This window comes from Limnohabitans sp. JirII-31 (assembly GCF_002778315.1).
Taxonomy (GTDB): domain Bacteria; phylum Pseudomonadota; class Gammaproteobacteria; order Burkholderiales; family Burkholderiaceae_C; genus Limnohabitans.
The window spans coordinates 16,047-40,746 of record NZ_NESA01000010.1 but is presented as its reverse complement, the minus strand read 5'-3'; the positions used below and the strand labels follow the sequence as shown (position 1 = coordinate 40,746).

Sequence of the window (24,700 nt, the reverse complement as noted above, 5' to 3'; positions counted from 1 at the left end):
ATTGTTTCAGATGCCTGCCTGACAGCACGGAGCCCCTTTTTGTTTTGACTGAAAATCCAAGACACTCGCTTTCCTCATGCTGCGCAAACACCCCTTTTTCACACACCCACAGACAAGCCTGCTGGGTGGCTTGCTGTGTCTATGTCTGGGTGCGCGTGCGGATGGTGTGTCGCTGACACCCCCCCTTTTGCCGCTGTTGACCGAGGTCGAGGTCACCGCCGAGCGCCGCAACGCCTTGGGCACCAGCGAGGCGGCGTCGCAAGGTGTGATTCATGCGCAACAACTGCAAGCCGGTGCGCTGCTGCGCCCGGCCGATGTGCTGGAGCACATCCCCGGCATGGTGGTCACACAACACTCAGGCGACGGCAAAGCCAACCAGTATTTTTTGCGCGGCATCAACCTGGACCATGGCAGCGACTTCGCCACCACCGTCAACGGTGTGCCTGTCAACATGCCCAGCCATGCCCATGGGCAGGGCTACAGCGATTTGAATTTTTTGATCCCTGAGCTGGTACAGCGCGTGGACTACAGCAAGGGGCCGTACTTCGCTGAGCAGGGCGACTTCTCGTCCGCAGGCTCTGCCAACTTTGTCTACCGCACGCGGCTGGACCAACCCTTTGCGGACCTCACAGTGGGTCAACGCGGCTACCGACGGGCACTGAGCGCCGGCTCCAGCCAGGTCGGCGACGACCTGCACTTGCTCAGCGCCATCGAAGTGCTCAACCACAACGGGCCGTGGACCGTGGCCGAGGGTTTGCGCAAGCGCAATGCGCTGCTCACGCTGAGCGGCGGCAGCACCGCGCGTGGCTGGTCCACCAGCTTGACGGCCTACAGCGCCCACTGGACAGCCACCGACCAAGTGCCACAACGCTTGATCGATGCAGGCAGTTACCAAGGCCTGCCCTTTGGTCGCTTTGATGCCATGGATGCGAGCGACGGTGGCAGCACCTCGCGCCACAGCCTGTCGGGCGAATGGCATGACCGCGACGCCGAACAAGCCACGCACATGAGCTGGTATGCCATGCGCTACGACCTGGACTTGTATTCCAACTTCACCTACCAAACCGCGTCCAATGGCAACGGCAACAGCGACCAGTTTGGGCAACGGGACCAACGCACGGTCTATGGCGGCAAAGCCTCACAGGCCTGGTCACTGGAGGGCGTGAATCACACCCCCATGGTCAACACGCTCGGCGTGCAGGTGCGGCAAGACCTGATTCGGGTGGGCTTGTTTGACACCACGCAGCGGCGCATCACCCACACCGTGCGCGATGACACGGTGCGACAACAACTGCTGGGCGTGTATGGGCAAAACGACAGCAGCTGGCACGACACCCTGCGCACCGTGCTGGGTTTGCGTGTGGACCAATTCACAGCCCATGTGGACAGCCGCTTGCAGGCCGAAAACTCGGGCGTCAGCAGCAGCTACCAGGTGTCGCCCAAGCTGTCGCTGATCTTGGGCCCGTGGGCGCAAACCGAGGTGTTTGTCAACGCAGGGCGTAGTTTTCACAGCAACGACGCACGCGGCACCACGGCGCGTGTGGACCCACGCACAGGCACCGCTGTGGACATGGTGCCCGGCTTGGTGAGCTCGCGCGGTCATGAAGTGGGGCTGCGCAGCCAAGCCACGCCACAGTGGCAAACCGCGTTGGCCCTGTGGCGTTTGCGCTTTGACTCAGAGCTGGTCTACGTGGGAGACGCAGGCACCACCGAAGCCGGGCGACCCAGCGTGCGCACGGGGCTGGAGTGGAACAACCACTGGACGCCCAGCGACACGTTCTGGCTGGACGCCAGCATGGCCTGGACACGCCCCCGCTACAGCGACAGCAGTTCAGAAGGCAACGCCATTCCCAATGCCGTGCGCAAAGTGGCGCACGTCACAGCGGCAGTGCGCCAGCTGGGCCCGTGGTCGGGCAGCTGGGGACTGCGCTACATCGGGCCGGCAGCGCTGACCACCGACGCCAGTGTGTCGTCGCGTGCCAACATCACCAGCAACCTGCGCCTGACACGGCACATGAGCGCCGCGGTGGACGTGTCGCTCGATGTACTGAACCTGGCCAACCGACACAACAACGACATTCAATACGCCTATAGCTCGCAGGTGGCGGGCGAGTCAGTGGCCGTCACCGACAGCCACGTGCACCCGGCAGAGCCACGCAGTGTCAGGCTCAGCACACGGATTCGTTTTTATTGACTTGATGAAGCGCAATGACAGCCGCCCATGATGGGCGCATGATGGGCTTGTTACAACAGGAGATAAACACATGGACGCATCGCATGCCAACGCTTTCAAGCAAGCCCTTGAAACACTGCGCACCAATTTATTGACCCAAATTGCCGAGCAACGTGGCGGCACCATAGGCCGCGCCGAAGTGGCCACCGAGCACTTTGCCCACAGCGAAGACTCCACGGCACAAGTGGCCACTGAGCGGGAGTTGGAATTCGCGCTCAATGAACGTGAAACCGAAGAGCTGACTGCCCTCGATGCGGCCTTGGCACGCATTGCAGCAGGCACCTACGGTCGCTGCATTGCCTGCGACGCACACATTCCGCAAGCCCGCCTGGAGGCCACGCCCGAAGCCGCGCGCTGCATCCCCTGCCAAGAAAAAGCAGAACACACCCGCCACTGAGGTCAACTGGTATTCTTGGGCGCATGAAAAGCCTGTTTCATTTCGCCTTCAACATCACCGACCTCGACACCGCACGCCGTTTCTATGGCGGCGTGCTCGGCTGCAAAGAGGGACGCAGCACCGACACCTGGGTGGACTACGATTTTTTTGGTCACCAAATTTCCATGCATTTGGGAGAACCCTTCCTCACGGCCAACACCGGCCATGTCGGAGACACCTTGGTGCCCATGCCGCACTTTGGCTTGGTGCTGAACTTGCCCGACTGGAACGCGCTGGCCGAGCGCCTGCGCGCCGCTGGCACGCAGTTTGTGGTGGAGCCTCATTTGCGCTTTGAGGGTCTGCCAGGCGAGCAATGGACCATGTTTTTCCGCGACCCCTTTGGCAACCCGATCGAGGTCAAAGGGTTCGCGTCGCTCGACACGATTTACAACGCCTAAAGCGCTGCCTGCCCGTCAGGCCAGGGGCACAATTTTTTGATCGATGGCACCAAACACGCTTTGGCCATCTTTGCCCTTCATTTCGATGCGGATGGTGTCGCCATAGCGCATGAACTCGGTGCTGGGCTGGCCGTCCAGAATGGTCTCGATGGCGCGCTTCTCGGCAATACAGCTGTAGCCCTTGGGCCAGTCTTTCTTGCCCTTGACTTCTACCCCTTGGTTGCTGATGGTGCCGCTGCCCACGATGGAGCCTGCACGCGCGCGGCGGGTTTTGCAGAGGTGTGCAATCAGTTGACCAAAGTGAAACGTCATGTCGGGCCCGGCATCGCACATGCCCACCTTGCGACCGTTCCAAGTGGATTGCATGGTCAGGTGCAAACGTCCGCCATCCCAGGCGTCGCCCAACTCGTCGAGCGTCACGGCAACGGGGCTGAAGGCCGTGGCGGGTTTGCTTTGAAAAAAGCCAAAGCCCTTGGCAAGTTCATTGGGAATGAGGTTGCGCAATGACACATCGTTGGCCAGCATGAGCAAACGAATGCCTTCGAGCGCTTGCTCAGGCGTGGCTTGCATCGGCACGTCACCCGTGATCACCGCCAGTTCGGCTTCGAAGTCAATGCCATACGACTCACTGGGGCACACCACATCGTCGGTGGGGCCAATGAAGTCATCGCTGCCACCTTGGTACATCAAGGGGTCGGCGTAAAAGCTCTCGGGGACCAAGGCATCACGTGACGCACGCACCAACTCCACATGGTTGATGTAGGCCGAACCATCTGCCCATTGGTAAGCGCGCGGCAGCGGTGCCATGCACAAGTTGGGGTCAAAGGGGAAGGCGTGGCGTGCTTTGCCCTGGTTCAAGGTTTCATAAAGGTCTTGCAGCTGGGGGGCGATGAAGCCCCAATCGTCCAGCAGCTGTTGCATGCGACTGGCAATGCCCGTCGCATAATGTGCCGTGCTGAGGTCGCGCGAGACCACCACCAATTGGCCGTCGCGTGATCCGTCTTTGTAGGTGGCCAGTTTCATGGCTTTCTCCAGGTTAGTCCGCCCAGGCCAGGCGGGCCCGAGACACATCAGATAATTACGTATAGGTAAACAAATTTAACTAAACGTAATTTTTAAACCTGATTCTATAAGATACTTAGACGCATGAAAGAACGTGCTGGCATCCAATCGGTCGAAGTCGGTTTTGCACTGTTGGCGGTGCTGGCCAAGTCGGAAGGCGCGCTGATGCTGCGCGACCTGGCGAGTGCTGCGGGCATGAGCGCGGCCAAGGCCCACCGCTATTTGGTGAGTTTTCAGCGCCTGAACCTGGTGCACCAAGACCACGCCAGCACTCGCTACGACTTGGGGCCTGCCGCCTTGCAACTGGGCTTGGCCGCCCTCACCCGTCTAGACCCGGTCAAGTTGGCCCGTGAGCGCATGGCCCCGTTGATGGCCAAGATTGGCCACACCGTGGCACTGGCGGTGTGGGGCAACCAAGGCCCCACCATCGTGCACTGGCAAGAGTCACCCCACGCCATGACAGTTTTGCGCTTGGGCGATGTGATGCCCTTGCTCACCTCTGCCACGGGGCGTTGCTTTGCCGCCTACATGCCGCGCGACTTGACTGGCCCCATGCTGAAGGCCGAATTGGCACGCGCACAAAAAATGAAACGCCACGACGTGCCCCTGACCCAAGCCGACGCAAAAGCCATGCTGGACGAAGTGCGTGAGCGCGGACTGGCGCGCGTGGTGGATGCGTTGCTGCCTGGCGTGGCTGGCTTTTCTGCCCCGGTGTTCGATTCAGACGGGCACTTGGCATTGGCCATGGTGTCGCTGGGGCCCACCTCCAGTTTTGACGCGTCGTGGGACGGCGCCCCGGCCAAGGCGCTGCGTCATGCAGCCCAGCAACTGAGCGCCGAGTTGGGCCAAGTCACCGCTGGCGCTTGACGCGGCCCGCCATGCGCCGCCCTGCACAGACCATCTCACCACGCTGGTGGTCACGCACACACCCATTCGTGTTGGTGGCTGGCGTGTTGCTGGTGCACCTGTGGTTGCTGGGCGGCAGCGCACGGTGGTTCTCGCCCACCGCACCCCAAACCACCACAGTCAAAGTGTTGACCACCCGCCACGTTGAAGTTGAAACCCCAACACCACGCGCACTGCAAAAGCCCACACCTGTCGCCGCGACCTTGGCACCCACAACGCCAGCGCAGTCCCCCGCTCTGGCCAGCGAACCGGTGCACGCACGCCCCCCCGTGGTCACCCATGCGTGGGCCTCAGCCCAAGAGTTGGAAGACTTGCATGCCCAACTCACCGCTCCGGTGGCGCTGCCAGCGCGCAGCGCAGAAGCGGTGGATTTGCCACCGTTCAACCGGGTCGCTTCTGACGCATCAGGCCAGACACAGATGACGGCGTTCAAGGCGCCAAACTCGGCCCGCTTGCAGTACGACGTGAAAGGGCAGGCACGCTTCATCGGGTACTCGGCCTGGGCCGATTTGCGCTGGCAGCAAGATGGCCAACATTACGAGGCCCGGCTGGAGGTTGGCGCGTTTTTGCTGGGCTCACGGGTGCAAACCAGCACCGGACTGCTGGGCGCCGAGGGGCTGATGCCGCTGCGTTTTGGCGACAAGTCGCGCAGCGAGTTGGCGGCGCACTTTCAGCGCGACAAAAACATCATCAGCTTCAGCGCCAACACGCCCGATGTGCCGCTGCTCAAAGGCGCGCAAGACCGCCTGAGTGTGGTGCTGCAACTGGGTGCCCTGCTGGGGGCAGAGCCAGATCGTTTTCCGCCTGGCACCATGCTGTCGTTTCAAACGGTGTCCCAACGTGAAGCGGAGATGTGGCAGTTTGTGGTGGAGAAAGAAGAGCTGCTACGCCTGCCCTACGGTGAGCTCCACACCATCAAGTTGAACCGCAATCCACGGCGCGAGTTTGACCAGCGCATTGAGTTGTGGCTGGCCCCCAGCCTGGGTTTTTTGCCGGCACGCCTGCGCATCACCAACGCAAATGGCGACTTTGTGGACCAGTTGTTGCGCACGGTGGATGCGCCAGGGTCTTGAATTCGTGGGTTTCGAGCCGATATGTTGTGTCACACTGGCACCAAAGCCTTTTGACTCGGATCGACACCATGGACATGCTCTACAACTCTGATACTTTCTCTGTGATGCACCTCAAAGGGCAGGACGAAGGCTTGGAGCCTGCACGTCCTGATGTGCCGATGCTGTCGCGCCACGGGTTTGAAATTGTCGACAAGCGCTCGGGCAAAGAGGTCTACCTCGAAGGTTCGTGGGCGGAGCTGTTTCAGGCCCATTTGCGCGCATGGCAAGAAAACTCCCCCTCGCAAGAAGAGGTAGAAGACACTCTGGCTGGTTACGCCGAGTTGGCGCAAAACCCGGTGGTGGTGCACTGATCGTCTGCGCCCGCGCGACCCCGCGCAAGGTGGGTGCTCATGCGCAAACCTACAATCGCGGCCATGACTGCTTACATCCTCAACCTGTCTTGCCCTGACCGCCAAGGCATCGTGCACGCTGTGTCTGGCTTTTTGCTGGAACGCCAAGGCAACATCGAAGAAGCCGCCCAATACAACGACCATGACACCGGTCTGTTTTTCATGCGGGTGCAGTTCGCATGTGACAGCCTGAGTCAAGACGATTTGCGCACGCAACTCGCCGCCTTGGCCGACACCTTTGGCATGCGCTGGACCTTGCATGACACCACGCAGCCCATGCGCACCGTGATCATGGTCAGCAAGGAAGGCCATTGTCTTAATGACTTGTTGTTTCGCTGGAAGAGCGGTTTGCTGCCTTTGGACATTCGTGCCATCGTCAGCAACCACCGCGAGTTTTATCAACTCGCGGCCAGCTACAACGTGCCGTTCCACCACATTGCGGTCACCGCAGCCACCAAGGCACAGGCGGAAGCCAAGCAGTACGAGATCATCCAAAGTGAGGGTGCAGAGCTGGTGGTGCTGGCGCGCTACATGCAAATCTTGAGCGATGACTTGTGCCAAAAACTGAGCGGACGTGCCATCAACATTCACCACAGTTTTTTGCCCAGCTTCAAAGGTGCCAAGCCCTACTACCAGGCGCACGACCGTGGCGTGAAGCTGATTGGTGCCACCGCGCATTACGTGACGGCAGACCTGGACGAAGGCCCCATCATTGAGCAAGACGTGGCGCGCGTGGACCACAGCAAAACCGTGGAAGACCTGACCACCCAAGGCCGTGACACCGAAAGCCAGGTGCTGGCCCGCGCCGTGAAGTGGCACAGCGAACACCGCGTGCTGCTCAACGGCCACAAAACCGTGATCTTCAAATAAGCCGGCATGACCAGCCGCATCCCGCCCATTCAGTGCTTGCTGACGTTCGAGGCGCTGGCCCGGCTGCGCTCGGTCACCCAAGCGGCCGAAGAACAATGCGTGACACCCAGTGCGGTGAGCCACCGGGTGAAGCAACTTGAACAGTTGCTGGGGGTGAAGTTGTTTGGGCGGGCAGATTTTTCGCTCACCACCGAGGGCAGCGAATACCTGGCGCATGTGCGTGAAGGGCTGTCGATCCTGGAGCGTTTTCCAGGCAAAGATGGCAGCAGCAACGGCGGCAAACGCAAGCTGCGCTTGGCGGTGACGCCCACTTTTGCGCGTTCCATCTTGATGCCACGTTTGCGCCACTTTGCCGAGGCCTACCCCGAGATCGACCTGACCTTGCAAGTGACCATCCCGCTGTTGGATGTGGTGGCAGAAGACGCCGATCTGACCATCCGTTTTGGCACCGGGCGCTATGCCGACGTGGAACACGTGTGCGTGATGAAAGACGAAGTCACGCCCATGGCATCACCCGCGTTCATCCGTGAAAACGGACCTTTTGAAACCCCGGAAGACTTGGCCGACGTCACGCTGCTGCGCAGCCCCTTAGAACCGTGGCGCACCTGGTTTGCCGCCCACGACCTGGACTGGCCGGAGCCCGTGGATGGCTCGTGCTTCAACGACATCGGTCTGATCTGCGATGCCGCCGCCCAAGGCCTGGGGGTGGGTCTGGTGCGTTTGAAGCTGGGCGCACCTTGGCTGGAGAACGGCACCTTGGTGCGTCTTTTCCAGCGTCAGGTGCCCAGCCCGCATGGGCATTACCTGTGTTGGCGCACCGGCGCGATGGACCGCTGGGAATGTGCGGCATTTGCCGACTGGCTCAAAAAGTCGGTCTCCTGAGCGCATGTAATCCGCCTCAAACGAGGCTGTAACTTTCTTCACGCGCCGGGCACCACTTTTGCCGTAAAGTGCGCCCATGAACGCACCACTCTCACCCGAACAGACGCAACACATGCAGCGCGCCGAACGACAGCGCCAAGTGGTGCAAGCTTTGCTGCATGTACTGCCTACACATGCCCTGCTCTACACCGCCGAGGACACGGTGCCTTATGAGTGCGATGGGCTCACCGCCTACCGTGCGCGCCCCTTGTGTGTGGCCCTGCCAGAAACCGAGGCTCAGGTACAAGCGGTGTTGAAAACCTGCCACACGCTGGACGTGCCCGTGGTGGCGCGTGGTGCGGGCACCGGCTTGTCGGGTGGTGCCATGCCGCACACCGACGGGGTGACACTGTCGCTGGCCAAGTTCAACCAAATTCTCAACCTCGACCCCGTGGCACGAACAGCGGTGGTGCAGTGTGGTGTGCGCAACTTGGCCATCAGCGAAGCCGCCGCGTCACACGGCTTGTATTACGCACCAGATCCGTCGAGCCAAATTGCCTGCACGATTGGCGGCAACGTGGCCGAAAACTCAGGCGGTGTGCATTGTTTGAAATACGGGCTGACGGTGCACAACGTGCTGCAAGTCAAAGGCTTCACCATCGAGGGTGACCCGGTGACGTTTGGCAGCGCCGCACTCGACACCCCGGGCTTGGACCTGCTACCAGTGGTGGTGGGCAGCGAAGGCATGCTGGCGGTGACGATGGAGGTGACGGTCAAGCTCATTCCCAAGCCCCAGTTGGCACGCTGCATCATGGCCAGCTTTGACGATGTGCGCAAAGCCGGTGACGCGGTGGCGGCGGTGATTGCTGCAGGCATCATCCCGGCAGGCTTAGAAATGATGGACGGCCCCATGACAGCGGCCGTGGAAGACTTTGTGCACGCGGGCTACGACCTGAACGCGGCCGCGATTTTGCTGTGCGAGAGCGATGGCACACCCGAAGAAGTGGAAGAAGAAATTGGCCGCATGAGCGACGTGTTGCGCGGCTGCGGTGCCACGGCCATCACGGTCAGTCGCGATGAAGCACAACGCCTGAAGTTTTGGAGTGGTCGCAAAAATGCGTTTCCCGCCTCAGGCCGCATCAGCCCCGACTACATGTGCATGGACAGCACCATCCCACGCAAGCGCGTGGCCGACATCTTGCAAGCCATCTCAGAGATGGAAGACAAATACCAGCTGCGTTGCTTGAACGTGTTTCACGCCGGTGACGGCAATTTGCATCCGCTGATTTTGTTTGATGCCAACGACGCCGATCAAATGCACCGTTGCGAGCAGTTTGGTGCCGAAATTTTAGAAACCAGCGTGGCCATGGGCGGCACGGTGACAGGCGAGCATGGTGTGGGCATTGAAAAAGTCAACAGCATGTGCGTGCAGTTCAGCGCTGACGAAAACGAGCAGATGTTTGGCGTCAAACGTGCGTTTGACAGCAAGGGCCTGCTCAACCCCGGCAAGGTGATTCCGACCCTGCACCGATGTGCCGAGTACGGCAAGATGCTGGTGCGCGCCGGGCAAATCAAGCATCCGGATTTGCCGAGGTTTTGATTTGGCTTCGGTCTAACGCGAGAAATCACGCGGCACGTTTCTTTGACTCACGCTGTTAACAATGTGCAGCGTTGAATTTTTGCCAAGGCCTCCCCCATTTTTTCGCGTGCAACGACTGTGTCGTAGTTGGTCTGCCCACGCAACCACCAACCATCGCTCAAGCCAAAGTAACGACACAAACGCAGATCTGTATCCGCAGTGATGGACCGTTTGCCCGCCACGATGTCGCCAATGCGTTGAGCAGGCACGCCAATTTCTTTAGCCAATCGATATTTGCTCAAACCTAAAGGCTTGAGGAATTCTTCTTCCAGCATTTCGCCGGGTGTTACGGGTGCAACTTTTCTCATGTCATTTCACCTCAGTGGTAGTCCACGATTTCCACATCAAACGCGCCTTCAGCACGCCACATAAAACAGACGCGCCATTGGTCGCTGATGCGAATGCTGTATTGACCTTTTCGATTGCCCTTCAATGCTTCCAGCCTGTTTCCGGGGGGCGCACGCAAATCATCCAATACCAGTGACCAATCCAGCTGTTCCAACTTGCGCAAAGCAGGGCGTTCAATGTTGGCCCAACGCGCAACGCGTTTGCCATCAAACAGCTTTTGTGTGTCTAAGCATTTGAAAGACTTGATCGCCATACGCGGATAGTAACGAGGCGCGTGATTAATGTCAATGACTACGCATCAAACTGAGTAAGTACGCCCGCCAAAGATCGCCGTGCCCACCCGCACCATGGTGCTGCCAGCGTGGATGGCGGCTTCCAGGTCGCTGGTCATGCCCATCGACAAGGTGTCGAACTGCGGCAAATTCAAAACAACCTTCATCTCGTCAAACAAGGCGCGCGCTTTGTTGTGTACGGCCACTTGTGCCTCAAAGCCATCAGCAGGGTCAGGAATGGTCATCAAGCCGCGCAGGCTCAGTCTGGGCAGCTTGGCCACGTCGAGCGCCAGCGTCAACACGTCGGCGGGCGCGACACCAGATTTAGTGCCACCCCCATCGATGTTGACCTGCAAACACACTTGAAGTGGCGGCAAATGCACAGGGCGCTGGTCGTTCAAGCGTTGTGCAATTTTGAGGCGATCGATGGTGTGGACCCAGTCAAAATGTTCGGCAACCAATTTTGTTTTGTTGCTCTGAATGGGGCCGATGCAGTGCCAGACTAAGGCGGGGACGTGAGGGTCAGCGCGCAGGGCCACGATTTTGTCGACCCCTTCTTGGATGTAGTTTTCACCAAAGTCACGTTGGCCACAGGTCGCCACGGCACGCACGTCGTCGGCACTGAAAGTTTTGGACACGGCCAACAGCTTCACGCTGTCGGGGTGGCGATCACACGCCACGCAGGCAGTGGCGATGCGTGTTTGCACGGTATGGAGGTTGTCGCTCAAGCTTGTCATCTTGTGGCTGACTTTAACAAGACGGAGGTCTTCATTTGATCCGTTGCTTGGGTGACAGTCTGCGCATGTGCGCACCCCCTATGATTCAGCGCACATTCCACAACCTTTGAGACAAGACATGTCCAGCATCAACGCCAAAACCTACGAATCCGCCCCCTCCACCCATGTGGCCTTCATTGGCATGGGCGTGATGGGCTACCCCATGGCCGGGCACCTGGCCAGTGCAGGGCACGCCGTGACGGTGTACAACCGCTCGCCCGCCAAGGCCCAAGCCTGGGTGAGCGAGTTTGCCAACAGCAAAGCCCCAAAAAGCGCAGCCACACCGCGTGAAGCTGCCAAAGACGCAGACATTGTGTTTTGCTGCGTGGGCAACGATGCAGATTTGCGCTCGGTGATTTTTGGTGCCGATGGCGCGCTGGCAGGCATGAAGCCGGGCGCAGTGTTGGTCGACCACACCACCGCATCGGCTGACGTGGCACGCGAGATTTACACGGCCGCCAAGAACATTGGCATCCACTTCATTGATGCGCCCGTTTCAGGCGGACAAGGTGGCGCACAAAACGGCTTGCTGACCGTCATGTGCGGCGGGGACGCGCCTGTGTTTGAACGTGTCAAACCCGTCGCCATGGCCTTTTCGCGTGCCTTCACGCTGATGGGTGAACCCGGCGCTGGTCAGTTGACCAAGATGGTCAACCAAGTGTGCATTGCCGGTTTGGTACAGGGCTTGAGCGAAGCCGTTGCCTTTGGCCAACGTGCCGGTTTGGACATGAACCTGGTACTGGATGTGATTGGCAAAGGCGCCGCACAAAGCTGGCAACTCGACAACCGTGGCAAGACCATGGTGGCCGACAAGTTTGACTTTGGCTTTGCCGTGGACTGGATGCGCAAAGACTTAGGCCTGGTGATGGACGAAGCCAAACGCAATGGCGCTCGCTTGCCGGTGACGGCACTGGTCGACCAGTTTTACGCTGACGTGCAGCAAATGGGCGGCAAGCGCTGGGACACGTCGAGCTTGATCAAGCGCTTGAAATAAGCCGTCACTCGCCACAGCAAAACGGCCCGCAAACTTGCGGGCCGTTTTGTATGGGCGACCCTCTTGTCAGAGGGTATGTGTCATCACTTGATCGGCGTTGCAACGGGCACGTTGGAGGTGACGGGCATGCCTGAACCCGACATCACTGGCATCGGTTGGGTCGGCTCTGCGGTTGTCGACTTGGGACGCAAGGCTTGCAACTCGGCATCGGTGATGTATTCGAACACGCGCACCACGCGCTTGACGCCACTGACTCCGCGCGCAATATCGGTGGCACGGTTGGCTTCACGCTGGGTCACACGGCCCATCAGATAGACCGTGCCACGCTCTGTCACCACTTTGTAGATGGAGGCAAACACGTCTTCGCTGTCGACCATGGCGGCTTTGACGCGCGCAGTGATCAAGGCATCTGCAGAACGGTCGCCAATGCTGGAAGCCGGGCCCACTGCGAGTTCATTGACCACGCTGCGCACGTTCTCGACGCGACCGATCAATTGTTCGATTTGCTGGCGTTCGCGTGCTGTGGGCACCTCACCTGTGATGAGCACTTGGCGGTTGTAGCTGGTGAAGTTGGCGTGCACATTGCTGCCAAAGTTTTCGCGAATGGCGCTGGCGCTGCGCATCTCAATGCCTTCGTCTTCGACTTGCGCACCAGAGGTGCGGCGATCCGACGCCACCATGACACCGCCCACCATGCCCCCAACCATGACGGGTGCACACGCCGACAAGCCGAAGCTCAAAACCAATGCGGCCAACAGGCCCTGGGTTGAAGTGTTCAATTTTTTCATTCGCTACTTTCTTGATCGCCAAGCAATTGGGTGTCGACACCATCGCACATGCAATGGATGACCAACAAATGCACTTCTTGAATACGGGCCGTGCGGTCGTGCGGCACGCAAATGTGCACATCGGTTTCGCGCAAGGCCTGGCCCATCTTGCCACCGCCCTTGCCGGTCAAAGCCACCACCGTCATTTCGCGCTCATGGGCAGCTTGAATGGCGGCCAACACATTGCTGGAGTTTCCGCTGGTGGTGATGGCCAACAAGACATCGCCCGCTTGACCCAGCGCACGCACCTGTTTGGAGAAGATGTGGTCGTAGCTGTAGTCGTTGGCAATGGCCGTCAGGATGGAGCTGTCGGTGGTCAAGGCAATGGCGCCCAGCTCTGGGCGCTCACGCTCAAAACGTCCCACAAATTCAGCAGCAAAGTGCTGTGCATCTGCGGCCGAGCCCCCGTTGCCACAGGCCAAGACCTTGCCGCCACTGGTGACGCTCGCCAAGATGGCCGAGACCGCAGCAGCAATGGGTTTAGACAGCACTTGGGCAGCCTGGTATTTCAGGTCGGCGCTGTCGATGAAGTGTTGTTCAATGCGTTGTTCGAGCATGGGGCAATGATACCTGCGCCACCTTTAACTTGCGTCAAAGGCGGCAGGGAACCATTGCAGGCCTTGAGGCTCGCAAGCCACCACATCAAAGCGGCAAGGCGGCTCATGGGCCAGGCGCATGAGGAAGTGGCGGGCCGCAAAAATAATGCGTCGTTGCTTCCCCGGTGTGATGCTGGCCAGAGCACCGCCATGGTCGATGCGACTGCGCTGGCGCACTTCGACAAACACCAAGGTGCCTTCAGCGTCGCGCATGATCAGGTCAATTTCACCGCCGCCTCGTCCAGGGGTCCGATAATTGCGCTGCACCAGTTGCAGGCCTTGGGCTTGCAGATGGCGCAACGCCAGGTCTTCTGCCGCATCCCCCGTTTGCTTGGTGGTGGCGTGACCTGTTTTTTGCACCTTGAGGTTATCCATAGTCCCCTTCGTGATGAGCGCCAACTTTGACTCAGCCTTGTCGGCCGCGCATGCGGCGGCTTCGGCACAACATTATCCGACCGGGGCCCTCTATGTCGTGGCCACGCCGATTGGCAATTTGGCTGATATCAGCCTACGCGCCCTGCATGTGCTGCAACTGTGTGACACCTTGGCCTGCGAAGACACGCGCCACACGCAAAGCATGGTGCGCGCTTACGGCATCGACAAAGCCTCGTCGCAATGGTTGGCGGTCCATCAGCACAACGAGGCTGAAGCCTCGCAAGAGGTGGTGCGACGCCTGCAAGCAGGTCAACGCGTGGCCTATGTCAGCGATGCGGGCACACCTGCGGTAAGCGACCCAGGCGCACGCTTAGCGTGGCAAGTGCGTGCTGCCGGTTTGCGTGTGGTGCCTCTGCCAGGCGCGAGCAGTGTGACAGCGCTGTTGAGTGCTTGCGGTACCCCGGCACACGATGCTTCTGGTTTTGTGTTTGTGGGTTTTCTCTCCAGCAAAGCCACGGAGCGCCAACATGCGGTGCAAGCCCTGAGCGAAGACCCACGCACCCAGGTGCTGCTGGAGGCACCCCATCGCATCGAAGCACTGGCCACTGCACTTGGCGTGTTGGGCGAGCGACCCATAACGGTGGGTCGCGAGCTGACCAAACAGTTTGAAGAAATTGCCACCATGACCGCACAAGACTTCAGCGCTTGGCTCGATGCGAACCCGCAACGCTTGAAAGGTGAGTTCGCCTTGGTCGTACATGCCCGCGCCGAGGTGTCTCCAACGGGTCAAGACCATGACCGTGTGCTGCGCGTGTTGTTGGCTGAACTGCCACTGAAAACTGCGGTCAAACTCGCCTCAGAGCTGACAGGCGAGGGACGCAATGCGCTGTATGAGCGCGCTCTGGCATTGAAAAACGCCACTTGAGATGGTGCGGCTGGCGGGGATCGAACCCACGACCCTTGGCTTCGGAGGCCAATACTCTATCCACTGAGCTACAGCCGCATCGTTGAGCCAAGCTATTGTAGGGGGCACCGCTATAATTTCGGCTGTTTTGAAGACATTCCAAGAGGATCTATCCATCATGAGCGACCATTCACACGACGAAGACCACACAGGCCCGATCAAGACGCCCAAGCAATTGCTGCTGGCTGTGTTTTATTCGTTTGTTCTTCCGGTGTTCATCATCATCGGTTTGGTCTTTTACGTGACCTCTGCCAACAAACCACAAGCTGGTTCGTCCAACGCACCTGAGGCAGTGGCTGAGCGCATTCAAAAGGTGGGTTCGGTTGAAATCCGTGATGCCAACCGCGCCATGAAAACCGGCGAAGAAGTGTTCAAGGCGCAATGCACAGCTTGCCACACAGCAGGTGCTGCTGGCGCACCCAAGTTTGGTGATGCCAGTGCTTGGGGCCCACGTATTGCGAAGGGCTTTGATACCTTGTGGAACTCTGCTCTCAAAGGCAAAGGCGCCATGGGCGCACAAGGTGGTGGCGATTTTGACGATATCGAAATCGGCAATGCGGTGGTCTATATGGCCAACGCAGGTGGTGCCAAGTTCAAAGAACCCAAGAAGCCTGAAGCTGCCAAGTGATTGACGCTTTCTCCAAAAAACCGGCCTAGGCCGGTTTTTTTATGCCTGCTGTTGAAGCGCGTTCTGTGGGCTCAGGACAAAACCAAATCGATGCGCCATATCTTGTGTCTGTATGTGCTGCGGCACCCACAGCCCCGTTTCAACGTGCTGCGCCGCAACGCCCACATCTTGGCTGTGGACGAGGCCAAAACCAACATCGGTTTCTAGGTACACATGGCCTTGTTCGTCGACAAAGCAACGTTGCGGGCACACGGTCTGCCCTGTGTGTGCCTGCACCGAGCCATCGGGTTGCAACAACCACACCCACGGTGTAATTTCTAGTTCCACAAAGACACGCTGCGGACCGTTTTGAAAATACCACCGCCCTTGTGCATCGGCCAAATAATTGCGTGCAATGAAGGCCTTGAGTTTGTCGTGCTGAAGCTTGGAGCCTTTGTTTCGTGAAAAAGGCCCCAAGGCTTGTACGCTGTCGTCACGCATGTACCAGTCACCGCGTGCATCGAGCCCGAGCCAGCCATAGCAGTCGGGTACGTTGGGCCATTTGGCCATGGCTTGTTTGACCAGTTCGTCCATGTCTGTCTTTCAGGGCAACGTCGTTTGCAACCAGTCGAGGACGGCGCAGGGCATGGCGTCCACATGGGCAGGGAAAGGCCCTGCGGGAAAACCGACATGGCCGCCAGTCTGCGGTTGCCACAGTGTCACGCAATTGCTGACTTCATTCGCCCGCGGCAAACACCAAGCAGGCACAAAGGGGTCGTTGCGCGCATTGAGTACCAATGCGGGGACACGGATGTCCGCCAGAACGGGTTTGGCTGAGGCGCGCAGCCAATAGTCATCCGTATCTTTAAAACCGTGCAGTGGCGCAGTGAAGACGTTGTCAAACGCGTACAAGGTGTGTGCTGCCAGCAGTGCATCGCGGTCAAACAAGCTCGGGTATTGCACCAGTTTTTCCAAAGCACGTGGTTTCATGGTTTGCAAAAACATACGCGTGTAGACCCACCGGTTGAAGCCTTGACCCATCGCTTGTCCACTGGCGGTCAAATCTAGCGGTGCGCAAACAGATGCTGCGCCCTGAATCATGTGGTGTGCCGCATGCCCTGCTTCTCCGGCCCAACGTAGCAACGCGTTACCGCCGAGCGAAATGCCTGCGGCCAGCAAAGGGCCCTGGTGTAACTGTTGGCACTGCTGCAACATCCAATCAATTTCTTGAAAGTCTCCCGAGTGGTAAGCCCTCGGAGCCAAATTGATTTCACCGCTGCATCCTCTGAAATGCGGCAGCGCCATACGCCAACCACGCTGTTTGGCCTGTGCTGCAAAGGATTGTGAGTAATGGCTGCTTGAAGAACCTTCCAAGCCGTGAAAGAGCACCAGCAGCGGCCTGGGTCCAGTCAGGTCGCGATTGACCCAATCCACATCCACAAAGTCGCCGTCAGGTGTGGGCCAGCGTTCGCGCTGCCAGGCTGCATCTGGCAATGATTGTGCAGTTGCCAGTTTGGCGGCATAGATGGTTTGGAGGTTGCCCCCAGGCAGCCACCCAGGAGATCGGTAAGCCCAAGTCAATGCAACACCTGAGGTACGCCCTGTGTATCGGCCACACCCGCCGCCGTGCCTGGACTGGCGTGGTGGGCGACCATGCGCCAACCTTGTGGCGTGCGTTGGTACACATTGGTCGCGACAACTAGCGCCTCTTGCGCGCCTTCATTGGTCAGAATGGCAATGCGTTCAACCACGTTGTGCATGGCACTGGTCAAAGACTCCACCTTGCACACCTGTTGGGGCTTTGCGTTGATGGTGCCATTTGCAAACATGGCCTCAAAAGCTGTGCGTATGGCTGTACTGCCAATCAAACGCGGCCCGCCGGGGTGAACACAGACGATGTCATCGTCATCGGACCAGCAAGCCATGAGTTTGTCGAGGTCGCCGGTTTGCAGCGCCTCATAGAACGAAGATTCGATCTCATCGGCAGAACCGCCAACTGTGGCTGCGCGTAATTTGGCTTTGGGCATAGCTCAAATTGTCTCTTGATTTCGTGCCTCCATGAAAAAAAGCCCCAGTCCAAAGACGGGGGCTTTTCATATTCAGCGTTGAGGTCGGTTATCGTTTGCCGCGATAGCGACGCAAGGCAGCCAGCTCAGCAACCAAGATGCTCAATTCAGAACGCGCACGCGCCATATCGACATCGCTTTTTGCATTCTTGATGGCTTCTTCTGCCGCTTGCTTGGCTAGGTTGGCTTTTTCTTCGTCCAGGTCTTTGCCGCGCACCGCAGTGTCAGACATGACCGTGACGCAGTCAGGCTGCACTTCAAGAATGCCACCAGCCACGAACACGAATTCTTCGCCACCATCAGCCGTTTGGATGCGCACCGAACCGGGTCGAATGCGCGTGATCAGTGGCGTATGGCGCGGATAGATACCGAGCTCGCCAGCTTCGCCTGGCAAAGCCACAAAAGTGGCTTCGCCAGAGAAGATGGACTCTTCTGCACTGACGACATCTACGTGGATGGTACTCATAGGATCTCTCAGATCTTTTTAGCTTTTTCGAAGGCTTCGTCGATGGTGCCGACCATGTAGAAGGCCTGCTCTGGCAGGTGGTCACACTCGCCGTTGGTGATCATCTTGAAGCCACGAATTGTTTCAGCCAAAGTCACGTATTTACCGGGCGAACCAGTGAACACTTCTGCGACGTGGAAAGGCTGTGACAAGAAGCGTTGAATCTTACGAGCGCGGGCAACGGCCAGCTTGTCTTCGGGAGCCAACTCATCCATACCCAAAATTGCAATGATGTCACGCAATTCTTTGTAGCGTTGCAAGGTGCCTTGCACGGCACGCGCAGTGGCGTAGTGCTCTTCACCAACAACCAGCGGATCCAACTGACGGCTGGTGGAGTCCAAAGGATCCACAGCGGGGTAGATACCCAGTGCAGCAATGTCACGGCTCAACACAACCGTTGAATCCAAGTGAGCAAAGGTGGTCGCAGGCGATGGGTCGGTCAAGTCGTCAGCTGGCACGTACACGGCCTGAATGGACGTGATCGAACCCACTTTGGTAGACGTAATACGCTCTTGTAAGCGGCCCATTTCTTCTGCCAATGTAGGCTGGTAGCCCACAGCAGAAGGCATACGACCCAACAATGCTGACACTTCGGTACCAGCCAAGGTGTAACGGTAGATGTTGTCCACGAAGAACAACACGTCGCGGCCTTCGTCACGGAAGGACTCGGCGATGGTCAGACCCGTCAAGGCCACGCGCAAACGGTTACCAGGTGGCTCGTTCATTTGACCGTACACCATGGCCACTTTGGATTCACCCAAGTTTTCCAGGTTCACCACGCCAGAGTCAGCCATCTCGTGGTAGAAGTCGTTACCTTCACGGGTACGCTCACCCACACCTGCGAACACGGACAAACCGCTGTGCGCTTTGGCGATGTTGTTGATGAGCTCCATCATGTTCACGGTCTTGCCCACACCGGCGCCACCAAACAAACCGACCTTACCGCCTTTGGCGAACGGGCAAACCAAGTCAATCACTTTGATGCCGGTCTCAAGCAACTCTTGCGAGGGGCTGAGTTCGTCATAAGCAGGTGCCTTGCGGTGGATCGACGCGCTTTGCGTCATGTCAACAGGACCACGTTCGTCGATGGCGTTACCCAACACGTCCATGATGCGGCCCAGCGTGGCTTTACCCACAGGAACCGTGATCGCAGCACCGGTGTTGGTAACCATCAAACCGCGACGCAAACCATCAGAGGTTCCGAGTGCGATGGTACGGACGATACCGTCACCCAGTTGCTGCTGCACTTCCAGCGTCAGGGCCGTGCCCTCGAGCTTGAGTGCGTCATACACCTTGGGCATGTGGTCGCGTGGGAACTCGACGTCCACCACAGCGCCAATACATTGAACTATCTTGCCCTGAACGCCAGCGTTCATGTGGGTGGTCTCATGAGCCATACTCTTTGCTCCAAAAATTAAAATCAGACAGCAGCCGCACCAGCGACGATCTCGGAGAGTTCCTTCGTGATCGCTGCTTGACGCGTCTTGTTGTAAACCAGTTTGAGTTCGTTGATCACGTTCCCAGCGTTGTCGGTCGCGGACTTCATCGCCACCATGCGTGCCGACTGCTCGGACGCCATACTTTCAGCCACGGCTTGATAAACCAAGGCCTCTACGTAGCGAATCAACAGCTCGTCAATGACGACATGTGCATCGGGTTCGTAGATGTAATCCCAGCTGCGCTGGCCTTCGTGCACCTTGAGTTTGTCCGCAGACAAAGGCAGCAATTGCTCAACAACGGACTCTTGCTTCATCGTGTTGATGAAACGCGTGAAGCACAGGTACACCGCGTTGATTTCGCCGTTCACATAGGCATCCAACAACACTTTGACGGGGCCAATCAGCTTGTCCAAGTGAGGCGTGTCGCCTAATTGAGTGGCCTGCGATACAACTTTGACGCCTGAGCGGTTCAAGAAACCCAAGCCCTTGTTGCCAATGGCCACAGCTTGTGCTGACATGCCTTCCGCTTGCAAGTCACGCAACTTGTGCGTCACAGCGCGCAGCACGTTGGTATTCAAACCACCGCACAAGCCTTTGTCTGTGGTCACCACGATCAGGCCTGCAGCCTTAGCTTGGTTGATCTCCATGAATGGATGCACATACTCAGGATTGGCTTTGCCCAGGTTGGCGGCCACGTGACGAATTTTTTCGCTGTACGGACGCGCAGCACGCATCCGGTCTTGCGCTTTTCGCATTTTGGACGCGGCCACCATTTCCATGGCCTTGGTGATCTTCTTGGTGTTTTCCACCGATTTGATCTTGCCGCGTATTTCCTTACCTGCTGCCATCAGAGGCTCCTTGTATGGTCAGGTAAGTTCAAGCAAAAGTTTTCTTGAATGCGGCAACAGCTGCATTCAATTCAGCTTCAGCGTCTTTGTCCATGGCTTTGTCGGCTTCGAGTTTGGCCAACAAAGCGGCATGCTTGTCTTTGAGGTAAGCATGCAACTCATGTTCAAAGTGCAGCACTTGCTTGACTTCAACATCATCCAAAAAGCCTTTGTTCACGGCGAACAACGTGGCACCCATCAAGCTGATCGGTTGCGGGCTGTATTGAGCTTGCTTGAGCAGCTCAGTCACACGCGCACCACGGTCGAGCTGTTTACGTGTGGCTTCGTCCAGGTCAGAAGCGAACTGCGCAAACGCGGCCAATTCACGGTATTGCGCCAAGTCGGTACGAATACCGCCGGACAAATTCTTGATCAGCTTGGTTTGAGCCGCGCCACCCACACGAGACACCGAGATACCGGCGTTGATCGCAGGGCGGATACCAGCGTTGAACAACGAGGTTTCCAAGAAGATTTGACCGTCAGTGATCGAAATCACGTTGGTTGGCACGAAGGCGGACACGTCACCGGCTTGGGTTTCAATGATAGGCAATGCCGTCAATGAACCTGTTTTGCCTTTGACTGCACCTTTGGTGAAAGCTTCGACGTAGTCGGCGTTCACACGGGCAGCACGCTCCAGCAAGCGGCTGTGGAGATAGAAAACGTCGCCAGGGTAAGCTTCGCGGCCTGGAGGACGACGCAACAGCAAAGACACTTGGCGGTAAGCCACGGCTTGTTTGGACAAATCGTCGTACACGATCAGGGCGTCTTCACCACGATCGCGGAAGTATTCGCCCATCGTGCAACCTGAGTAGGCTGACACGTACTGCATGGCAGCAGACTCAGAGGCCGAGGCCGCCACCACAATGGTGTATTCCATCGCGCCAGCTTGTTCCAAGGCACGCACCACGTTTTTGATCGATGAGGCTTTTTGGCCAATCGCAACATAAACGCAGGTCATGTTCTGACCTTTTTGGTTGATGATGGCGTCAATCGCGACAGCGGTTTTACCAGTCTGACGGTCACCAATGATCAATTCGCGCTGACCGCGACCCACGGGGACCATGGAGTCAATGGACTTCAAACCCGTTTGCATGGGCTGGCTCACTGATTCGCGAGCGATCACACCAGGCGCCACTTTTTCAATCACGTCGGTCATCTTGGCGTTGATGGGGCCTTTGCCGTCAATAGGCTGACCCAATGCATTCACCACACGGCCAATCAGCTCGGGGCCAACAGGCACTTCCAAGATGCGACCGGTACATTTGACAGTGTCGCCTTCGGAGATGTGCTCGTACTCGCCCAAGATCACCGCACCCACCGAGTCACGCTCAAGGTTGAGGGCCAGGCCAAAAGTGTTGTTTGGGAACTCCAACATCTCGCCCTGCATCACATCAGACAGACCGTGGACACGGACGATACCGTCGGTCACCGACAACACGGTGCCTTGGTTGCGAACATCGGCGCTCGACGTCAGACCTTCAATACGGGTCTTGATAAGTTCAGAGATTTCTGCGGGATTGAGTTGCATGACTCTTTCCTTCTTTCTTGTTAGGGTTGACGCTCCTGAAGCCGGCGGCTCAGGCGGTCAACGCCACTTTCATTTGATCCAGACGGGCTTTGATAGAAGTGTCCAACACCTCATCACCCACCACCACACGAATACCACCAATCAGCTCAGGCTCCAGCTTGACGGACACGTTCAAAGCACGCCCAAAACGCTTTTGCAAAGCGTCGCTCACTTGAGCAAGAGAGGCTGCATCGATGTCGTATGCGCTGTAAACCACGGCATCTGACGAACCATTTTGTTTGTTCAAATGCTCGCGGAACTGAGCTGCGACTTCTGGCAATGCGCTCAATCGACCGTTGTCGATCACGGCACGCAAAAAGTTTTGCGCAGTTGTTGGCAGTTTGGATTTGGCAATGCCAGAGATCAGCTGAAACACTTGCTCAGCGGTCACTTTAGGATTGTCAGCAAACTGTAGCAACTGAGCGTTGGCGCCAATCGCTACCAGCTCATCAAGCCAAACAGCAGTGGCGCTCAAGTCAGACAGCGAAGCTTTGTACAAGGCTTCCGCGTAAGGGCGGGCAATGGTGGCAAGTTCGGCCATGTCTTCCTCTTACAGCTCAGTCTTGAGACGGCCCAACAAGTCGGCATGGACACTGGCGTTGACTTCCTTACGGAGAATCTGCTCAGCACCTTTGACAGCCAGCACGGCAACTTGCTCACGCAAGGCTTCACGGGCTTTCACGACTTGTTGCTCGGCTTCCACCTGAGCAGCAGCAACAATTTTCTTCGCTTCTTCCGAGGCGCGAGCCTTGGCTTCGTCGATCAAGTGTTGCGCGCGGCGCTCAGCGTCAGCCAACAAAGTAGTGGATTCATTGCGGGTTTCAGCCAGCTTGAGTTCCACCTCTTTGTGTGCATTAGAGAGTTCAATCTTGGCATGTTCGGCCGCAGCCAATCCATGGGCAATTTTTTCTGAACGTTCGTCAAGCGCGTTTGCGATTGGGGGCCACACGAATTTCATCGTGAACCACACCAGAACCGCAAATACGATCATCTGGACGAACAGGGTTGCATTGATGCTCACGGCAACACCTTTCTTATGGTTGTTGCTGGATTACTTCAGGACGAAGGGGTTCGCGAAAGCGAACATCATGGCGATACCAACGCCAATCAGAAAAGCCGCGTCAATCAGACCAGCCAGCAAGAACATTTTGGTTTGCAATTCGTTCATCAGTTCAGGCTGACGAGCGGCTGCTTCGAGGTATTTGCTACCCATGATGCCGATACCGATACAAGCGCCGATAGCGCCCAGACCAATGATGAGACCGGCTGCGAGTGCGACATAACCGAGGACGTGTTCCATTTTTGTTGCTCCTATGAATGGATGAGTGAGAAAGTTAAGAAAAGGAAATCAGTGGGCGTCGTGCGCCTGACCCACATACACAAGCGTCAGCATCATGAAGATGAAGGCCTGCAATGTGATGATCATGATGTGGAAGATGGCCCAGATAGAACCAGCGATGACGTGCCCGATAGGCAACAATACCCCCGGCAAAGTGGCCGCCGCAGCGCCCCCCATCAAGGCAATCAGCATGAACACCAGCTCACCAGCGTACATATTGCCGAAGAGTCGCATGCCGTGCGAAACGGTCTTGGCCGCAAATTCAATCATCTGCATGATGAAGTTCACAGGCCACAACAGGGGATGCGCACCAAAGGGAGCACAGAACAGTTCGTGGACCCAACCACCAATGCCTTTGATCTTGATGTTGTAAAACACACAAACCAATAACACCGAAGTTGACAGGCCCAAGGTCGTTGACAGGTCAGCCGAAGGCACCACGCGCATGAACGCATGATGCGCATCATGCCCTGCGGCACCGTAAATCATTTCCCAGATTTTGGGAAACAGGTCCACGGGAAACAAGTCCATGGCGTTCATCAGGAAAATCCAGACAAACACCGTCAAAGCAAGAGGCGCCACCATTTTGCGACTCTCCGCGCTGTGAATGATGCCTTTGGCCTGGCTGTCCACCATTTCGACCAAGATTTCAACAGCTGCCTGGAAACGACCCGGCGCATGAGCCGTTGCGCCGCGCGCAGCCTTCCACATGAAAAAGCTAGCCACAAGACCCAGCACAACCGACCAGAAGATAGAGTCAAGGTTGTACACAGAAAAGTCAATGACGCCAGCCATCGGCTTGTTTTGCAGATGGGTTAAGTGGTGAACTATGTATTCACCAGCGGTCGGACCATGTTCAACTGACATTCGTTCGCTCTTTTTAAGTTGGACTCGTTGGATAAAACACCCGGCGCATGCCAAGTGCCAACCAATACACCTTCATCGTCACCACCAAGCCCACCAACATGGCAGGCCAGCTCAAATCTTTCACCCAGTGAGGGGCCGCAAACAATATTGCAAGCGTCAGGCCAATTTTGACCAACTCCCACAGGAAAAAACCAAACACTGCAGCTCCCGCGTTGACCGATGCCACCGGACTGGTTAAGCCCCTGGCAAACAACGCAGCAGGAAGAATGACCGCAAACGCGCCGCAAGCCGCCGAGTAAGCGACCGCCTGGCGACCAGAGATCCACCAAGCCAATAGCGCGACCAAGACACCCACCACCACCTGAACACCCACCACTCGCCACACGGACAAGAGAGGCTGACGC

General features: G+C 57.7%; 31 protein-coding genes and 1 tRNA gene. 12 read left to right on the top strand and 20 right to left on the bottom strand.

Translation table 11 applies throughout. The features are described from left to right. The first annotated feature begins 76 nt into the window (after window positions 1-76). The 3 genes from B9Z41_RS12760 (at window position 77) to B9Z41_RS12750 (ending at window position 3,067) form a co-directional block, all read left to right on the top strand. On the top strand, window positions 77-2,194 hold the full coding sequence (locus tag B9Z41_RS12760; protein WP_199172991.1) for a TonB-dependent receptor: 2,118 nt from the start codon (window positions 77-79) through the stop codon (window positions 2,192-2,194). Between the two features lie 70 nt (window positions 2,195-2,264). Further along, window positions 2,265-2,630 (top strand): TraR/DksA family transcriptional regulator, encoded by a 366-nt coding sequence (locus tag B9Z41_RS12755; protein ID WP_100147456.1) that lies wholly within the window; start codon window positions 2,265-2,267, stop codon window positions 2,628-2,630. Window positions 2,631-2,653: 23 nt separating this feature from the next. Next, on the top strand, window positions 2,654-3,067 hold the full coding sequence (locus B9Z41_RS12750) for a VOC family protein (protein WP_100147455.1): 414 nt from the start codon (window positions 2,654-2,656) through the stop codon (window positions 3,065-3,067). Window positions 3,068-3,082: 15 nt separating this feature from the next. On the opposite strand, the gene B9Z41_RS12745 is transcribed toward B9Z41_RS12750, so the two are convergent. Beyond that, window positions 3,083-4,090, bottom strand: a complete 1,008-nt coding sequence (locus B9Z41_RS12745) for a fumarylacetoacetate hydrolase family protein (RefSeq protein ID WP_100147546.1) — start codon at window positions 4,088-4,090, stop codon at window positions 3,083-3,085. Window positions 4,091-4,213: 123 nt separating this feature from the next. Between B9Z41_RS12745 and B9Z41_RS12740 the strand changes: the two genes are divergently transcribed. From B9Z41_RS12740 to B9Z41_RS12715, 6 genes are all read left to right on the top strand, one after another. Then, a complete protein-coding gene (locus B9Z41_RS12740; RefSeq protein ID WP_100147454.1) occupies window positions 4,214-4,996 on the top strand; it encodes an IclR family transcriptional regulator in 783 nt (260 codons plus the stop codon). Between the two features lie 11 nt (window positions 4,997-5,007). Then, complete coding sequence (locus B9Z41_RS12735; protein WP_100147453.1) at window positions 5,008-6,108, top strand: DUF3108 domain-containing protein; 1,101 nt, start codon at window positions 5,008-5,010, stop codon at window positions 6,106-6,108. Window positions 6,109-6,176: 68 nt separating this feature from the next. Next, window positions 6,177-6,458 carry a DUF3567 domain-containing protein gene (locus tag B9Z41_RS12730; RefSeq protein WP_100147452.1) on the top strand — a complete coding sequence of 94 codons (282 nt, stop codon included), beginning with the start codon at window positions 6,177-6,179 and terminating at the stop codon, window positions 6,456-6,458. A 63-nt stretch (window positions 6,459-6,521) separates the two neighbouring features. Next, window positions 6,522-7,367 carry a formyltetrahydrofolate deformylase gene (gene purU, locus B9Z41_RS12725; protein ID WP_100147545.1) on the top strand — a complete coding sequence of 282 codons (846 nt, stop codon included), beginning with the start codon at window positions 6,522-6,524 and terminating at the stop codon, window positions 7,365-7,367. 6 nt (window positions 7,368-7,373) lie between these two features. Next, the gene (locus B9Z41_RS12720) at window positions 7,374-8,249 is read left to right on the top strand and encodes a LysR substrate-binding domain-containing protein (protein ID WP_100147451.1); all 876 of its coding nucleotides are present in this window, start codon (window positions 7,374-7,376) and stop codon (window positions 8,247-8,249) included. Between the two features lie 76 nt (window positions 8,250-8,325). Then, window positions 8,326-9,828, top strand: a complete 1,503-nt coding sequence (locus tag B9Z41_RS12715; RefSeq protein ID WP_100147450.1) for an FAD-linked oxidase C-terminal domain-containing protein — start codon at window positions 8,326-8,328, stop codon at window positions 9,826-9,828. Between the two features lie 47 nt (window positions 9,829-9,875). Here the strand turns inward: B9Z41_RS12715 and B9Z41_RS12710 are convergent, their stop codons facing one another. From B9Z41_RS12710 to B9Z41_RS12700, 3 genes are read right to left on the bottom strand one after another with little or no spacing between them, the layout of a single operon-like run. After that, window positions 9,876-10,175: a HigA family addiction module antitoxin gene (locus B9Z41_RS12710; protein WP_100147449.1), complete on the bottom strand. Its 300-nt coding sequence runs from the start codon at window positions 10,173-10,175 to the stop codon at window positions 9,876-9,878. 11 nt (window positions 10,176-10,186) lie between these two features. Next, window positions 10,187-10,468 (bottom strand): type II toxin-antitoxin system RelE/ParE family toxin, encoded by a 282-nt coding sequence (locus tag B9Z41_RS12705; RefSeq protein ID WP_100147448.1) that lies wholly within the window; start codon window positions 10,466-10,468, stop codon window positions 10,187-10,189. Between the two features lie 45 nt (window positions 10,469-10,513). Continuing rightward, window positions 10,514-11,224 (bottom strand): YggS family pyridoxal phosphate-dependent enzyme, encoded by a 711-nt coding sequence (locus tag B9Z41_RS12700; protein ID WP_100147447.1) that lies wholly within the window; start codon window positions 11,222-11,224, stop codon window positions 10,514-10,516. A 118-nt stretch (window positions 11,225-11,342) separates the two neighbouring features. Here B9Z41_RS12700 and B9Z41_RS12695 point away from each other — a divergent pair, with 118 nt between their 5' ends. Then, a complete protein-coding gene (locus B9Z41_RS12695) occupies window positions 11,343-12,257 on the top strand; it encodes an NAD(P)-dependent oxidoreductase (protein WP_100147544.1) in 915 nt (304 codons plus the stop codon). 83 nt (window positions 12,258-12,340) lie between these two features. Here B9Z41_RS12695 and B9Z41_RS12690 read toward each other — a convergent pair whose 3' ends face one another. From B9Z41_RS12690 to B9Z41_RS12680, 3 genes are read right to left on the bottom strand one after another with little or no spacing between them, the layout of a single operon-like run. Then, on the bottom strand, window positions 12,341-13,045 hold the full coding sequence (locus tag B9Z41_RS12690) for a BON domain-containing protein (protein WP_100147446.1): 705 nt from the start codon (window positions 13,043-13,045) through the stop codon (window positions 12,341-12,343). Further along, window positions 13,042-13,641, bottom strand: a complete 600-nt coding sequence (locus B9Z41_RS12685) for a phosphoheptose isomerase (protein ID WP_100147445.1) — start codon at window positions 13,639-13,641, stop codon at window positions 13,042-13,044. Before B9Z41_RS12685 ends, B9Z41_RS12690 begins: the two co-directional genes overlap by 4 nt. Window positions 13,642-13,665: 24 nt before the next feature. Beyond that, window positions 13,666-14,055 carry a YraN family protein gene (locus tag B9Z41_RS12680; protein WP_100147444.1) on the bottom strand — a complete coding sequence of 130 codons (390 nt, stop codon included), beginning with the start codon at window positions 14,053-14,055 and terminating at the stop codon, window positions 13,666-13,668. A gap of 13 nt (window positions 14,056-14,068) precedes the next feature. On the opposite strand from B9Z41_RS12680, the gene rsmI reads away from it, so the two are divergent. Further along, window positions 14,069-14,980, top strand: a complete 912-nt coding sequence (gene rsmI / locus B9Z41_RS12675; RefSeq protein WP_100147443.1) for a 16S rRNA (cytidine(1402)-2'-O)-methyltransferase — start codon at window positions 14,069-14,071, stop codon at window positions 14,978-14,980. Between the two features lie 2 nt (window positions 14,981-14,982). Here the strand turns inward: rsmI and B9Z41_RS12670 are convergent. Beyond that, window positions 14,983-15,058: transfer RNA gene (locus B9Z41_RS12670), tRNA-Arg, on the bottom strand. A gap of 79 nt (window positions 15,059-15,137) precedes the next feature. Between B9Z41_RS12670 and B9Z41_RS12665 the strand changes: the two genes are divergently transcribed. Beyond that, window positions 15,138-15,647, top strand: a complete 510-nt coding sequence (locus tag B9Z41_RS12665) for a cytochrome c5 family protein (protein ID WP_100147442.1) — start codon at window positions 15,138-15,140, stop codon at window positions 15,645-15,647. Between the two features lie 39 nt (window positions 15,648-15,686). Here B9Z41_RS12665 and B9Z41_RS12660 read toward each other — a convergent pair whose 3' ends face one another. From B9Z41_RS12660 to B9Z41_RS12605, 12 genes are all read right to left on the bottom strand, one after another. After that, the gene (locus B9Z41_RS12660; protein WP_100147441.1) at window positions 15,687-16,220 is read right to left on the bottom strand and encodes a DUF2946 family protein; all 534 of its coding nucleotides are present in this window, start codon (window positions 16,218-16,220) and stop codon (window positions 15,687-15,689) included. 9 nt (window positions 16,221-16,229) lie between these two features. Then, the gene (locus tag B9Z41_RS12655) at window positions 16,230-17,207 is read right to left on the bottom strand and encodes a YheT family hydrolase (protein WP_100147440.1); all 978 of its coding nucleotides are present in this window, start codon (window positions 17,205-17,207) and stop codon (window positions 16,230-16,232) included. Beyond that, window positions 17,204-17,653, bottom strand: a complete 450-nt coding sequence (locus tag B9Z41_RS12650; protein ID WP_100147439.1) for a nuclear transport factor 2 family protein — start codon at window positions 17,651-17,653, stop codon at window positions 17,204-17,206. Before B9Z41_RS12650 ends, B9Z41_RS12655 begins: the two co-directional genes overlap by 4 nt. Before the next feature lie 88 nt (window positions 17,654-17,741). Then, the gene (locus tag B9Z41_RS12645) at window positions 17,742-18,158 is read right to left on the bottom strand and encodes a F0F1 ATP synthase subunit epsilon (RefSeq protein ID WP_100147438.1); all 417 of its coding nucleotides are present in this window, start codon (window positions 18,156-18,158) and stop codon (window positions 17,742-17,744) included. An 8-nt stretch (window positions 18,159-18,166) separates the two neighbouring features. Then, on the bottom strand, window positions 18,167-19,594 hold the full coding sequence (gene atpD, locus B9Z41_RS12640; protein WP_100147437.1) for a F0F1 ATP synthase subunit beta: 1,428 nt from the start codon (window positions 19,592-19,594) through the stop codon (window positions 18,167-18,169). Between the two features lie 23 nt (window positions 19,595-19,617). Next, window positions 19,618-20,484, bottom strand: a complete 867-nt coding sequence (gene atpG / locus B9Z41_RS12635; RefSeq protein ID WP_100147436.1) for a F0F1 ATP synthase subunit gamma — start codon at window positions 20,482-20,484, stop codon at window positions 19,618-19,620. A 28-nt stretch (window positions 20,485-20,512) separates the two neighbouring features. Then, a complete protein-coding gene (gene atpA / locus B9Z41_RS12630) occupies window positions 20,513-22,051 on the bottom strand; it encodes a F0F1 ATP synthase subunit alpha (RefSeq protein ID WP_100147435.1) in 1,539 nt (512 codons plus the stop codon). A 49-nt stretch (window positions 22,052-22,100) separates the two neighbouring features. Continuing rightward, window positions 22,101-22,631 (bottom strand): F0F1 ATP synthase subunit delta, encoded by a 531-nt coding sequence (locus B9Z41_RS12625; protein WP_100147434.1) that lies wholly within the window; start codon window positions 22,629-22,631, stop codon window positions 22,101-22,103. Between the two features lie 9 nt (window positions 22,632-22,640). Then, complete coding sequence (locus B9Z41_RS12620; protein ID WP_100147433.1) at window positions 22,641-23,111, bottom strand: F0F1 ATP synthase subunit B; 471 nt, start codon at window positions 23,109-23,111, stop codon at window positions 22,641-22,643. A gap of 30 nt (window positions 23,112-23,141) precedes the next feature. Then, entirely contained in the window at window positions 23,142-23,390 is a 249-nt protein-coding gene (gene atpE, locus B9Z41_RS12615) for a F0F1 ATP synthase subunit C (protein WP_100147432.1), read from the bottom strand. Window positions 23,391-23,438: 48 nt separating this feature from the next. Then, entirely contained in the window at window positions 23,439-24,296 is an 858-nt protein-coding gene (atpB, locus tag B9Z41_RS12610) for a F0F1 ATP synthase subunit A (protein WP_100147431.1), read from the bottom strand. A gap of 13 nt (window positions 24,297-24,309) precedes the next feature. After that, window positions 24,310-24,681, bottom strand: a complete 372-nt coding sequence (locus tag B9Z41_RS12605) for an ATP synthase subunit I (protein ID WP_369823337.1) — start codon at window positions 24,679-24,681, stop codon at window positions 24,310-24,312. Between the last annotated feature and the right edge of the window lie 19 nt (window positions 24,682-24,700).